This is a genomic window from Methylobacterium sp. P1-11 (assembly GCF_008329595.1).
Lineage (GTDB): Bacteria > Pseudomonadota > Alphaproteobacteria > Rhizobiales > Beijerinckiaceae > Methylobacterium.
In genome coordinates this window covers 118,031-130,344 of record NZ_NPKS01000019.1, presented here as the reverse complement: position 1 = coordinate 130,344, position 12,314 = coordinate 118,031, and the positions used below count along the sequence as shown (strand labels likewise).

At 69.5% G+C, this 12,314-nt stretch carries 10 protein-coding genes and 1 pseudogene; 3 read left to right on the top strand and 8 right to left on the bottom strand.

The annotated features are described in order from the left end of the window. The 3 genes and pseudogenes from CIW48_RS34110 to CIW48_RS19915 all read left to right on the top strand — a co-directional run. Nucleotides 1-95, top strand: a pseudogene (locus CIW48_RS34110) (CsbD family protein); the annotation flags it as partial. Nucleotides 96-161: 66 nt separating this feature from the next. Beyond that, nucleotides 162-1,577, top strand: a complete 1,416-nt coding sequence (locus CIW48_RS19920; RefSeq protein WP_149312315.1) for a TAXI family TRAP transporter solute-binding subunit — start codon at nucleotides 162-164, stop codon at nucleotides 1,575-1,577. A 64-nt stretch (nucleotides 1,578-1,641) separates the two neighbouring features. Next, nucleotides 1,642-2,118 carry a YidB family protein gene (locus tag CIW48_RS19915; RefSeq protein WP_149312314.1) on the top strand — a complete coding sequence of 159 codons (477 nt, stop codon included), beginning with the start codon at nucleotides 1,642-1,644 and terminating at the stop codon, nucleotides 2,116-2,118. An 82-nt stretch (nucleotides 2,119-2,200) separates the two neighbouring features. On the opposite strand, the gene CIW48_RS19910 is transcribed toward CIW48_RS19915, so the two are convergent. The 8 genes from CIW48_RS19910 to CIW48_RS19875 all read right to left on the bottom strand — a co-directional run bounded on the left by CIW48_RS19910 (nucleotide 2,201) and on the right by CIW48_RS19875 (nucleotide 12,295). Beyond that, entirely contained in the window at nucleotides 2,201-3,184 is a 984-nt protein-coding gene (locus CIW48_RS19910; protein ID WP_149312313.1) for an ABC transporter substrate-binding protein, read from the bottom strand. 146 nt (nucleotides 3,185-3,330) lie between these two features. Further along, nucleotides 3,331-4,596: an adenylate/guanylate cyclase domain-containing protein gene (locus CIW48_RS19905; protein WP_149312312.1), complete on the bottom strand. Its 1,266-nt coding sequence runs from the start codon at nucleotides 4,594-4,596 to the stop codon at nucleotides 3,331-3,333. Next, nucleotides 4,593-4,991 (bottom strand): response regulator, encoded by a 399-nt coding sequence (locus CIW48_RS19900; protein ID WP_149312311.1) that lies wholly within the window; start codon nucleotides 4,989-4,991, stop codon nucleotides 4,593-4,595. Before CIW48_RS19900 ends, CIW48_RS19905 begins: the two co-directional genes overlap by 4 nt. Then, nucleotides 4,988-7,018, bottom strand: a complete 2,031-nt coding sequence (locus tag CIW48_RS19895; RefSeq protein WP_149312310.1) for an ATP-binding protein — start codon at nucleotides 7,016-7,018, stop codon at nucleotides 4,988-4,990. The genes CIW48_RS19900 and CIW48_RS19895 overlap by 4 nt, the downstream gene beginning before the upstream one ends. After that, on the bottom strand, nucleotides 7,015-7,992 hold the full coding sequence (locus CIW48_RS19890) for an ABC transporter substrate-binding protein (RefSeq protein ID WP_149312309.1): 978 nt from the start codon (nucleotides 7,990-7,992) through the stop codon (nucleotides 7,015-7,017). The genes CIW48_RS19895 and CIW48_RS19890 overlap by 4 nt, the downstream gene beginning before the upstream one ends. A 138-nt stretch (nucleotides 7,993-8,130) precedes the next feature. Continuing rightward, complete coding sequence (locus CIW48_RS19885; RefSeq protein WP_246695336.1) at nucleotides 8,131-10,437, bottom strand: TonB-dependent receptor; 2,307 nt, start codon at nucleotides 10,435-10,437, stop codon at nucleotides 8,131-8,133. A gap of 60 nt (nucleotides 10,438-10,497) precedes the next feature. After that, a complete protein-coding gene (locus CIW48_RS19880) occupies nucleotides 10,498-10,893 on the bottom strand; it encodes a DUF2946 domain-containing protein (RefSeq protein WP_149312307.1) in 396 nt (131 codons plus the stop codon). Between the two features lie 19 nt (nucleotides 10,894-10,912). Next, nucleotides 10,913-12,295 (bottom strand): PepSY domain-containing protein, encoded by a 1,383-nt coding sequence (locus CIW48_RS19875; RefSeq protein WP_149312306.1) that lies wholly within the window; start codon nucleotides 12,293-12,295, stop codon nucleotides 10,913-10,915. Between the last annotated feature and the right edge of the window lie 19 nt (nucleotides 12,296-12,314).

Below are 12,314 nucleotides of genomic sequence, written 5' to 3'. Positions count from 1 at the left end.
AGGCGCAGGAGCTGAAGGGCGAGGCGCAGAAGACGGTGGGCGATGTCAAGGACGGCGCCGAAAACCTCGCCGACAAGATCACCGGCACGCACTGACCCCATCCCGCGGCGCCGGCCGGCCTTGTATCCGGCCGGACCGCCCAACGCGCGAGACCAGAGACGATGCGGCGCTTCGCCAGCCTCTTCTTGCGTCAGGAATTCGTCTTCCTGGCGCTCGCCATCCTGCTGAGCGTCGGCGCCGGCGTGGCCTACTGGGTTTCGCGCGCCACCGTCCTGACCGTCGCGGTCGCCCCGAAGGACGGTACGGAACCGGCCCTGATCCAGGCCTACGCGGACGCTCTGGCCAAGAGCCACAAGGAGATCCGCCTCAAGATCCTGCCTTTCGACGACGTGCGCGACAGTGCCGAGGCCCTGGGCGCTGGCCGGGCCGACCTCGCGATCGTACGGCCGGACGTGGAGCTCCCCGACAACGGCCTGACGCTGGCCATCCTGCGGGACCAGGCCATGATCATCGCCTCGCCCGAAGCCTCCGGCATCGCCCGCTTCCCCGATCTCGACCGCAAGCGCCTCGCGATCCTCGCCCATCGGGACGCCGACGAGGCGCTGATCCGCGCCATGCTCGACCATTACGGATTGACGCTGGTCACGACCGAGCCGGAGGGCGGGCTGCCACCGCGCCACGTCGCCCTGGTCGAGATGGCGGAGAGCGACCTCGGCGCCGCCTTCGCGCGCAAGCGGGTGGACGCCGTGATCTCGGTCATCGCGCCGACCGCGCCGACCGCGCAGCGGATCGTCGGCCTCGTTCAGGCGGCCAGCCGCAGCCGCAAGATCTCCTTCGTCGATGTCGAGAACGCCGAGGCGATCGTCGCCCGGCTGCCGCGGCTGCAGGTCGTCACCATGCCGGCCGAAACCTTCGGAGGCAGCCCCAAGGTGCCGGCCGAGGACGTTCGCACGGTCGGCGCCTCGTACCGGCTGATGGCCCGCGCGGACCTTGCCCGTTCGGTGGCGGCCGACGTCACCCAGCACCTGTTCGAGCTGCGCAGCGCCATGGCCAACGTCACGCCGGCCGCCGACTACGTCCAGGCGCCCGCCTATGACGGGACCGTCGGCGCGACCAGCGCCCGGCTGCCGATTCATCCCGGCGCCGTCGATTATTACGAGCGCGAGCAGCAGAGCTTCATCGAGCGCTACGAGACCTGGATCTATCTGCTGGCCTTCCTCGGCGGCGGCGTCGGCTCGGCTCTGGCCTGGATCGGCCAGCGCCTGTCGCGCCTGCGGCGCGAGCGCGTCGAGGAGGCGACCGACCGCCTGCTTCAGATCCGCCAGGAGGCGCAGGCGACGGCGGATCCCGGGCGTCTCGAGATCCTCGCCCGGGAGATCGACGACCTCGCGGGTGACATCGCCAAACATGCCCTGGAGCGGCCGACCGAGGCCCGGACCATGTCGGCGGCGACCATCGCCATCGACGCGGCTCGCTCGACGGTCAAGCGCGCCATTACGGCCGGCCGGAGCGCGGATGACGGATCGGCGTTGACCGGTAGGACGGTCTCCGCCGACACCACTCCGACATCGGCATGACCCGTTGCGGCGGCCCACCGCCGTACCACCCGGGCGAAAGCCCGCATCAAGGAAGGACGACGCGATGAGCAAGGGATATCCCTCGATGACCGCCCTGCTGGGATTGCTGGCGGTGGCCGGCTACCAGAACCGCGACCGGATCGCCGAGTGGCTCGGTGGGCACGCAAAGGATGCGTCCCGCTCGCCGACGCCGCAGGTTCCGGCCGGAACGGGATCGACCACCCCGGCAAATCTCGACCGCCTGCTCGGCGGCGCCAGCGCGGGGGGCGTCGGTGGCCTCATCGCCGGCGGCCTGACCGAACTGGTGGACCATTTCACCAAGGGTGGTCACGCCGAGACCGCACAATCGTGGATCAACAGCGGGCCGAACCGCGAAATCCCGACCGCGGATCTCGAGCGCGCCATCGGCCCCGACACCCTTGCGGCCCTCGAGCAGCGGACCGGTCTGAGCAAGACCGAGCTGCTGGCCCGCCTCTCGCGCGATCTTCCCTCGGCCGTTGACCGCTACTCGCCGGACGGGCGCCTGCCGGCCTTCAGCTGACCGCCCGCGTCGTCGCGACCGCGGCGGTCCCCTTGCGGGGCCGCCGCGACGCCGATGCGGACGGCGCGTCGGTCCGAGGCCGCTACTCGACCAGCTCGTCCACCGTCGCCATCAGCGACGGCCTGATGGTCAGCCCGAGCGTTGCCGCGGTCTTCAGGTTGAGCAGCGTCGTGAAGCGCGCGCTGGCCTGGACCGGGAGCTCGCCGACCACCGCGCCGCGCAGGATCCGATCGATGTAGCCGGCAGCCCGCTCCACATCCTGCGCGACGCTGGTCGTGTAGGCGGCGAGACCGCCGAGCCGGACCGGTGCCGCATAGGCATAGACCGCCGGCAGGCGGCAGGTCGCGGCCAGATCGACGATCCGCTGACTGTAGATCCCCGTCACCGCATCCGGCAGGACGAGGAGGCCGCCCCTCGGCTGCGCGGCGAAGCCGGAGATCGCGGTCTCGATCTCGGCGGCATCGTGCACGCCGGCGATCTGCGCATCGATCCCGAGTTCTGGGCCGATCCGGGACAGTTCGGCCGCGTAGCCCGCGAGGCGCGCGCGATAGTCGGGATTGAGCAGCGCAAGGGCCCGCGTGACGCCGGGGCTGAGTTCCTTGAGAAGCTGCAGCCACTTGCCCACGAGGATGAAGTCGAAATTGGTGAAGCCGGTCAGGTTGCCGCCGGGGCGCGACAAGTTGGTCACGAAGCCGCCGCCGATCGGGTCTTGGAGCATCATGAAGACGACCGGCGTCGTCTTCGTCGCGCTCTGGAGCGCGGTCGCACCGACGATCCCCTGCGCGAGCACCACATCGGGCTTCTGCGCCAGGATCTCGTCCGCCTGCAGGCGCATCCGTGCGGCGTCACCATTACCGTATTGCAGGTCGACGGCGAGGTTCTGGCCCCAGATCCAGCCGGCGCGCTTCAGACTCTCCTGCAGGGTGTCGACAATGACGGGACTGTCCGGGTGCGCTTCGCCGTAGACCAGGAGGATCCCCAGGCGATGCTGGCCTTTGGCTCGGCCGGCGGCGAAGGTGGGCCACGCGGCCGCACCCAGGCCCGCGATGACGTCGCGCCGTCTCATGCGCCGGTCTCCCGTCTACCACCGTTCCGGCCGGCCGCTCTCGGACGAGGCTCCGACCGCGTGCCAGGGGACGGTAATAGGCGGTGCCTTAAGGCGCGGCTATCGCGGCCGTCGATGCAGGGATGCGGACTGTGCCGGTCCGGACCTCAGCCAACCTCGACGCGGCTCCCGCTCCCCCCGTTCAGCAGGCGCTTCAGGTGGAAGGCCGCGACCCCGTCCTCGGGGCGCAGCCCGACCAGGGCCGCGAAGGCCGGCAGGGCGCCGGCCTCGCCCGCCTCGAGCTTGGTGTAGGCCTCCTGGTACTGCGCGAGCAGCCGAGCCGGATAGGCCGCCTCGGTCAGGGGTTCGTAGGCGCGCAGGGCCGTCTGCTTGCCGCGAAGGAGCAGATCGCCGAGGGGGCGGCCGCGGAACTGACCGGCCCGGATCACGACCGCGTCGCTGACGCAGATCCGGGTGCCGAAGGCCTTGTTGGCATTCTCCAGGCGCGCGGCGGTGTTGATGGTGTCGCCGTAGGCCGTGTAGTCGAAGTACCGGCTCCCGCCGAAATTGCCGACGATCGCCGGCCCGGCATGGACGCCGATCCGCGTCACGCCGATCTCGATTCCCCGCTCCCGCCAGCGTTGGCGGAACTCTTCCGCCGCGCGGTCAAGGGCCAGGGCGCAGTCCACGGCGCGAGCCGCGTGGTCCGGCTGATCCCCCGGCGCCCCGAAGAGCACGTGCAGTGCGTCGCCAACGATCTTCGCCACCGTCCCCTCGTGGGCGAAGACCAAGTCGGTCATCTCCGCGAAATAGCCGTTGAGGATCTCGGCGAGCTGGGCCGGATCGAGGCTCTCCACCAGGCTGGTGAAGCCGGCGATGTCGGTGAACAGGGAGGCCACGTCGCGGCGGTGGCCGCCGAGTTCGAGACCCGACGCGTCCCCGGCGAGCCGCTCGGCGAGGTTCGGCGAGAAGTACCGGGCTAGGGAAGCGTGGGCGCGTTCCGCCAACGATTGCCGCCGCCGCCCCTCGCGCAGAGCCTCGACATGCCGCAGCGTCCGCTCGATCGTCGTCTCGAGATCGGCGAAGTCGATCGGCTTCGTCAGGAAGTCGAAGGCGCCCCGGTTCATCGCCGTGCGGATATTCGCCATGTCGCCGTAAGCCGAGACGATGATGGTCGAGGGACGCTCGGCGAGATCCTGGAGCTTGGCGAGCAGCGTCAGCCCGTCCATGCGCGGCATGTTGATGTCGGACACGACCAGATCGACGTCAGGGTGTTCCGCGAGGCGGTCCAGCGCCTCCTGCCCGTCCTGGGCGAACAGGAATGTGACGACGCCCTGACGGATCTGACGACGAAATTTCTGGGTGATCAGCGCCTCGAGATCCGGTTCGTCGTCGACGACGAGGATCTTGGCGCCGGGCATGCCGGGCGTCATTCGGCCCCCGCGAATGCGGAGAGACGGCGATCGATCTCGGCTTTCAGCACGGCAAAATCGATCGGCTTGGTGATCAGGCCCACCGCGCCGGCGGCGCGGACCTTCTCGCGGGTTTCCGCATCGCCGTAGGCGGTGATCATGATCACCGGCACGTCGGGCCGGGCGGCGCGCACGAGCGGCAGCAATTCGAGGCCGGTCATGCCGGGCATGTTGATGTCCGACAGCATCAGGATCAGGCTCGGCTCGTTGGAGCCGTTGATCCGCTCGAGGGCTTCCGCCGCCGAATGCGCGAAGGCCATCGCGAAGCGTCGGGCGCGCAACTCGCGGCGGAACTGCTGCCGGAACAGGTCGGTGACGTCGGGTTCGTCATCGACGACGAGGATCAGGACGTTCATGGCTGGCTCTCGGTCTCGGTCGCCGGCTGGGGGGGCGTGGCCGCTGTCGCGCTCCGACGCGGCAGGACGATGATGAACTCGGTGAAGGCGCCTGGCTCCGTGGCGACGTCGACCGTCCCGCCATGCTGCTTGACCAGGATGTCGTGGCTCAGCGACAGGCCGAGCCCCGTGCCCTCACCGGCGGGCTTGGTGGTGAAGAACGGGTCGAACATCTTGGCCCTGACGCTCTCGGGAATGCCGGTGCCGTTGTCGCGCACGCGGATCTCGATGCTGTCGCCCCGATCCCGCGTGGCGACCGACAGCGTCGGCGCGTAGCCGGGCTCCGCGCTCTCGATCTTCTTCTCCGTGGCGTAGAAGCCGTTCGACATCAGGTTGAGCAGGACCCGTGTGATCTCCTGAGGATAGATGTCGGCAATGCCGGCTCCCGGGTCGTAGTCGCGCACGAGGGTCACGTTGAAGCCGGGCTTGGCCGCACGGGCACCGTGATAGGCAAGATTCAGGCTTTCCTCGACGAGGGCATTGACCTCGACCGGGCGATGCTCACCCGACCCGGTGCGCGAGTGCAGCAGCATGTTCTTGACGATCGAATCGGCGCGTTTGCCGTGCTGGACGACCTTCTCGAGATTGCCCTTGAGAAGCACGGCGATCTCCTCGACCTCCGCGCGCAGGTTCGGATCGAGCGCGGCCGGCTCGAGCACGTCCCGAAGCTCGTCCACCAGCTCGTGAGAGAGCGAGGCGAAATTGTTGACGAAGTTCAGCGGGTTCTTGATCTCGTGGGCGATGCCGGCAGTGAGCTGCCCCAGGGACGCGAGCTTCTCCGACTGGACGAGACGGCTCTGCGCCCTCTGGAGATCATCGAGCGACTGGTTGAGGTCGCGGGTCCGTTCCGCGACCTTGGCCTCGAGCGTCTCGTAGGAATCCTGCACGCGGCTCGCCATCGTGTTGAACCGGTGCGCGAGGGTCTCGATCTCGTCGCCCGTGCGGATGACGATGCGCTCGGTCAGGTCTCCGGCGCCGAACCGCTCCGCCCCGTCCTCGAGCGTGCGGATTGGAACGACCATGCGCCGGGCCAGGAAGGTGCCTGCCACGGCGGCCAGCAGCACGCCGAGGCCCATCAGCGAGGTGGTCTGGATGACGGATTCCAGGGCCGGGCCCATTGCGTCGCGCAACGATTCCTGCACGAACACGATCCAGTCGACCCGCGGGATGGTGGCGTGGGCCGCCAGAACCCAGCCTCCGCCGAGGCCGGTGGTGATCTCGTAATCCTGTCCCGCCATGTGCGAGCCGGGCAGCGCTGCGGCGACCTCGGGCAGGCCGGACAAATCGGTGTCCCGCAGGACGAGGCTGAGATCCGGATGCGCGATCAGCCGGCCGGCGGAGGTGGTCACGAAGGCGTAGCCGTGATCGCCGACATTGATCGCGCTGACCACGTCCCAGATCAGCTTCAGATTGACTTCCGCAACCGTGACGCCGGGATCGCGGCCTGCATGCGCCACCGAGACGGTCATGTAGGGCTCGGAGCCGCGCCGGAAGTAGACCGGGCCGAACCACGTCTTCTGGCTGAGCGCCTGGGTGAAACGCGGCGAGGTCGAGAAATCCTTGCCGCTGGCGACGGCATCGGGTTCGAGCCGCGACACCCGCAGCTGTTCCTTCCCGGCCGGATCCAGATACGCGACCTCGGTGATCGCTGGCGCCTGGCGCAGGAGGCGGATGAAGTCGTAACGCTGCTGCTCGGGCGACACGCGACGCCACTCTGCACGGGTCGTCCAGCCGACCTGGCTCTCGATCCCGGACAGGAAGGCATCGACGCGTTCGGCGGCCGCCCGGGCCTTGGTGCGCTGCGTCTCGATCGCCGTCCGCTTGGCGTCGTAATAGTTCAGCGTCAGATCGACCGCCCCGTTGATGAGCAGCACCAGGCTGACGAGGCCTACGAAGGCCACGGCGAATTTCTTTGCGAGCGGCAGGCGGAGCCAGCGCGGCAGCGGCTTGGCGCCCGGCGGCGGGGCGATCGGGCGCGGCGCCGTCATTCGACGATCTCATCCGCCTGGGCGAGGAGCGCCGACGCGATGTCTACGCCCATGCTGCGCGCGGTCTTGAGATTTACGATGAAGTCGAATTTCGTGGGCGCCTGGACCGGCAGGGTCGCGGGATTCTCGCCGCGGAGGATGCGACCGACATAGGCTGCAGCCCGGCGGACCGTCTCCACCGGATCCGGTCCGTACGACATCAGGCCGCCGCGATAGGCGAAGCGCCGGATTGCGAAGACCGCCGGGATCTTGTGGCTCGTGGTGAGCGCAACGATGCGATCGCCGTTCGCCTCGCTGAACGTACCGGGCGCGACGATCAGGCCTCCATCTCCCTGCCGCGCCAGATCCGCTATTATCGGATCGATCTCGGCCGTTGTCTCGACCTTCAAGACCAGGGGCTCGATCCCCAGCGCGGCCGCGGTGCTGCGGAACGGCTCGGCATACAGGTTCTCGCCGCGGATCTCGGTGCTCGCATTCGACAGGAGCGTGACCCGCCGCAGGCTCGGTACGGCTTCCTTCAGGGCCGCCACCCATTTTCCGCCGAGCGGTGCCTCGTAGAGCGTGAAGCCGGTGATGTTCCCGCCCGGGCGCTGGAGGCTCTCCACGTATCCGAAACGGACCGGGTTCGAGGCTCCGACGAACACGATGGGAATCTGCTTGGTCAATGCCGCGACGGCCGAGAGCTGCGCGCTGAGATAGGCGAAGATCACCTGGGGCTGGGCGGCCACGAGTTCGGTGGCGAGAAGGCCTGTGCGCGCGCGGTCGGCACCGGCCCAGCGATCGTCGACCGGCTGATCCGCGTGGACTTGATCGCGCAAAGCGGCGTGAAATGCGTCCGCGAGGGTCCGGCCCTCGGCATCACCCTCCGCAAAGGGCCAGAACGCCACGACATGCGCCTGCGTCTGCGCCCGGATGGCGCGCGGCCACCCGGCCAGCGCCACGGGCAACCCAGCGATGACCGTTCGCCGCCTCATCCGACCATCGCGCCACGTCTCCGCCTACGGCCCCGGCCGCGCGGACCGGACCGCGCGCCTGGCCCGGCCCCTGCGATCGATCGCTGGAGCATAGTGCAAGCTCGGCCTTCGCACCAAGCGCGAGCCCGGGCGCGGTTATCAAAATGCCAGCCGCATCCCGCCGACGATGTTCCGCGGCGCACCTGCGAAGATCGACCCGGTGGTGGTCGCCAGCACGGCCGCGCCGTTCTGGAGTCCGGTCGTGCCGCTGATCCCGTTGGCGAGGTTCTGGGCGGAGGCCACGTAGGTCGTGTCGAACAGGTTGCGCACCTCCAGATAGAGGCTGAGCCGCTTCGCGTAGCCGCCGGGCAGATCCGTGGCGTAGTGCAGGTTGGCGTTGACGATAGCGTAGCCCGGCACCTTCAGCAGGTTGGCATTGTCGAGGTAGAAATCGCCCTGGACGACCGTCTCCACGAAGACGCCGAGCCCCGCGAGCGGGCCGCTCGGCACGTCGTAGCCCAGGCGAGCCAGAAGCTGGTGGGTCGGAACGCCCGGGATCCGGTTTCCGGCGCGGTCGAACGACCGGGTCAGGCTGCCGGCGCTGAGCTGCTCGGTGTAGCGGGTGTAGACCTGGTCGTCGAACGTGTAGGCGAGTGTCCCGCGCCAGCCGGGCGCGAAGGCCCAATCGGCGCCGGCCTCGATGCCGCGATGCTCGGAGGCCGGGGCGTTGAACGTGTAGGCGAGCAGTCCCGCCCCCGGCGATTGCGAGACCAGCTCGTTGCGGAAGAATTCGTAGAACCCGGTCACGCTGAGGCGGAGATCCGTCACCGGACTCCACTCCACGCCGAGATCGAAGCCGAGATTCTCCTGGGTCTGGAGCTGCGTGTTGTTGCCCGGCAACCCAGCCGGGGTGATGAACAGGTTGCTCGCCGCCGGCGTCGTGTAGCCGGTCGCGATCCGGCCGCGCAGCGCCCAGGCCGAATCCGGCCGGTAAACCAGCGCCAATTCGGGGGCGACGTTGAGGAAGGACCGGTTCGCGTCGGCCACCGTCTGCGTCGTGCCGCTCGCCGCATACGCGTAGGCGAGGTTGCGGCCGGTGATGGACGTGGTCTCGGCGCTGAAGCCGACGATCCCGGTCCACTGGTCCGACAGCGCCAGTTCGAGCCGCGCCCGGCCGCCGAGATTCGACTGCACCGCCGCCTGATCGCCGATCAACGCCCCCAGGCGCGGGCCGCCGTAAGGCGCACGGTTAAACGTGGTGATGTGGTTGTCGATCGTGTTGTAGGCCAGCGCGACGTAACCGGTGGCCGGCAGGCCGAACAGGTCACCCCGCCGGGTCAGGTCCGTCAGGAAGTTCCAGGACGGATACGAGCCCCGAGACGAGGTCGTGTAGAAAGGCTGGTCGAAGTTGCGCTCGTCGAAACCGAGCTGCGTGCGCCAGGTGGTGAACGCGTCGATGTCGTGCTCCCAGCGGGCCGCCACGATGGTCCTGCGGTCGTTGCGGCCGAAGCCGCCCTCGTCGGCCGTCACCGGCACGGTCGCGCCGAAAGCCCCGTTCCGGAACAAGTTGAAGGTGGTGCAGCCCGGCGCCGCGCTCGTCGCGGCGGCGCAGCCACGCTGGTACGGATTGATGGTGTACTGGGCCAGGGACGACCGGGCGGGAAGGTTCGCATCGAGGGTGTTGTTGATCACCTTCAGGGTGAACCGGTTGTCCGGGGTCGGGGTGTAGCTCGCGAGCAGATCGATGGTCTGCGTGTCGTAGCCGGCATGGTCCTGATAGCCGTTGGCGCGGACATCGCTGGCGAACAGGCTGATCTCGAACGGACCGCTGACGCCGCCGACCGTGAAGTACTTGCTGAGATAGCCGAAGCTGCCGGCATCCAGCCCGATCTCGTAGCCGTCGATCTCCCGGCCGGTGCGGGTCCGGAACGCGATGGCGCCCCCGGTGGCGTAGTTGCCGAAGAGCGGCGATTGCGGCCCGCGGAACACGTCGATCCGGCTGTAGGCGCGGGGATCCGTGAGGTCGAACCGCGACGCCCCGTCCGGCTGGGTCAGGATGAAGCCGTCTTCCAGAACGACGGTGTTCTTGATCACGCCGGTGGAGCGGGCGTTGTTGCCACGGATCGAAATGACGACGTCGCGACCGCCATTCCCCTGCCGCACCGTGACGCCGGGGCTGTTCACCAGGACCGATCCGATGCTGGTCGCCGGCCGATTCGCGATGGTGTCATCGCGGCCGATGCCGGTGACGATCTCGCCCACGGGATGCTCGATGACCGACGGCGCCGAGCCCGGTGGCGCCGCCACGCCGTAGGGACTCGGGGCGGCTCGGCCCGCGGCGGGCGCGGCCTCGCCCTCCACGGAGAGTTCGTCCAGCGTGACGGCGGACTGGCCGAGGGCGGGGAGGGGGCTTCCAGCGAGCAGAAGCGCGAGGGCGCTGCCGCGCAGGACGGTCTGGTCGGGCATCATCGGAGGTCTCGTCTGATCGGTGGGGAGAGCGGCGGGGCCACCCGGAGGAGGCGGCGATCAGGCGAAGCGGGGCGGGCCCCGGGGCTGACCGAGGACGAGGACGGCCGAGGCGGCGAGGCCGGGGGGCGGAAGCAACCAGGCCACCGTCTCCCAGCGCAGGTGGTGCGCGAGGCTGGGCAGCGCCGTGAGAAGCGGCGGGACGGTGCCGGCACGACACAATCCGCAGAGGCCGCAGCCCGCCATCGCCGGCGCGAGCGGCCCGATGCCGGCGTCCACCGCCTGATCCGGCACGTGCCCGCACAGGATCAGGCCAGGGAGCGCCGCCGTGGCCTGCGCCATCCGCAGGGCGACAGCCGGGGCCAGCGCCTGGATCCAGAGCGCGAGCACGATCAGCCCCGCACCCAGAAGGCCGGGATGCCTGTGTTTCAGGGGTGGATGTTTCTGCACGGGCATGGCGCCCGTCCGATCCGGATCAGCCGACCCACCGACTTCGGAGCCGGTCCGCGGCGAGATCAAGACCGACCATGGCGGCGATCGCGAGGCCGGTCATCGGGAAGAGCGCCCCGAGCCCGACGATCATCAGGGTGACGGTGAGGATCACCCGCCGGCTCCGCGGCCACGGCGGCACCCCCAGCCCGCCCGCCGGGCGGCGCTTCCACCACATCGTTCCGGCGGTGACCGCGAGCAGGATGGTGGCGAGGCAGAAGCCCAGCATCGCGAACTGGTTCGCGCGGCCCCAATGCTCGCCCTTGTGGATCCCGATGCCGTACTGGATCGCACGGCCGACCGGGCCGAGGTCGGCGAAACGGATGTCGACCAGCGACCGACCGGAATGCTGGTCGAGGGAGATCACCCGCTGTCGGGTGACGTCGCGCGGGTAGGCGGCCGCCGCGTAGACGCCGTCGGCACCGACAGGCAGCGCCAGCTCGAATCCGCGGGGCATCTCCATGCGTCCCAGGATCGCGACGGCCTCGTCGATCCCGACGCTCGCGGCCGCCGCGGTATCCGGCGCGGAGCGCGGCACGGGCGCGTCCTGCAGGGTCCAGCCCGGATCCTCCAGCCGGTCGCGCAACGGCACCGTCGAGACCGGGCGGTTCGCCCAGAGCGCCGCCGGCTGGCCGAGGCCCGCGGCGTTCGACCATGTGCGCAGCTGCTGCCCCCACCAGATCGACCAGGGCAGTCCGGTGAGCGCCAGGAAGAGCAGCCCGCCGCCGGCCACGGACCCGGTGACGGCGTGGAGATCGCGCCACCACATGCGCCGGCGCGGCGTGGCGCGAATCGTGACGACGCCGCCTTTCTGGCCGCGCGGCCACCACAGATACGTGCCGGTCACGACCAGGATGACCCCGAAGCCCGCGACGATCTCTATAGCCGCATTCGCGAAAGGACCGAGCAGGGCCAGGCTGTGCAGCCCCCGAACAACCGCCATGAATTCGCGATCGCGGTCGACGCGGTCGAGCACGTCGCCGGTATAGGGGTTCAGGTAGACGAGGATCCGTCGCTCACCTACCGCCATCGTGACGCGCGCGGCGGCGTCGGGGGCGGGAGGATCGGTATAGGTGACGGGTACGCCGTCCGGCACCGTCTGCAGCGCGTTGAAGATCAGCCGATCCGGGCCGATCGGCACGGTCGTCCGGGGGGCGACCCTGTTCCGGTATGCGAACAGGCTGCCGTTGATCTCGTCCTTGAACAGATAGAGCGCGCCGGTCGCCGACAGGCTGATCAGGAAGGGCAGGCACAGCAGGCCGGCATAGAAGTGCCACCGCCAGACAGCCCGATAGATGGCGTCGCTGGACAAGCGCCGCGTGGCGGCCGCCCCGTATGCGGAGGCGCCGCCGTGAAGAACAATCGACATGAGGGAAGGTCCGGGCCTG

What these genes read in the sequence shown, in the direction of transcription:
- CIW48_RS19920 (WP_149312315.1), top strand. Translation starts at nt 162, where the DNA reads ATGCGGCGCTTCGCCAGCCTCTTCTTGCGTCAGGAATTCGTCTTCCTG.
- CIW48_RS19915 (WP_149312314.1), top strand. Translation starts at nt 1,642, where the DNA reads ATGAGCAAGGGATATCCCTCGATGACCGCCCTGCTGGGATTGCTGGCG.
- CIW48_RS19910 (WP_149312313.1), bottom strand. Translation starts at nt 3,184, where the DNA reads ATGAGACGGCGCGACGTCATCGCGGGCCTGGGTGCGGCCGCGTGGCCC.
- CIW48_RS19905 (WP_149312312.1), bottom strand. Translation starts at nt 4,596, where the DNA reads ATGACGCCCGGCATGCCCGGCGCCAAGATCCTCGTCGTCGACGACGAA.
- CIW48_RS19900 (WP_149312311.1), bottom strand. Translation starts at nt 4,991, where the DNA reads ATGAACGTCCTGATCCTCGTCGTCGATGACGAACCCGACGTCACCGAC.
- CIW48_RS19895 (WP_149312310.1), bottom strand. Translation starts at nt 7,018, where the DNA reads ATGACGGCGCCGCGCCCGATCGCCCCGCCGCCGGGCGCCAAGCCGCTG.
- CIW48_RS19890 (WP_149312309.1), bottom strand. Translation starts at nt 7,992, where the DNA reads ATGAGGCGGCGAACGGTCATCGCTGGGTTGCCCGTGGCGCTGGCCGGG.
- CIW48_RS19885 (WP_246695336.1), bottom strand. Translation starts at nt 10,437, where the DNA reads ATGCCCGACCAGACCGTCCTGCGCGGCAGCGCCCTCGCGCTTCTGCTC.
- CIW48_RS19880 (WP_149312307.1), bottom strand. Translation starts at nt 10,893, where the DNA reads ATGCCCGTGCAGAAACATCCACCCCTGAAACACAGGCATCCCGGCCTT.
- CIW48_RS19875 (WP_149312306.1), bottom strand. Translation starts at nt 12,295, where the DNA reads ATGTCGATTGTTCTTCACGGCGGCGCCTCCGCATACGGGGCGGCCGCC.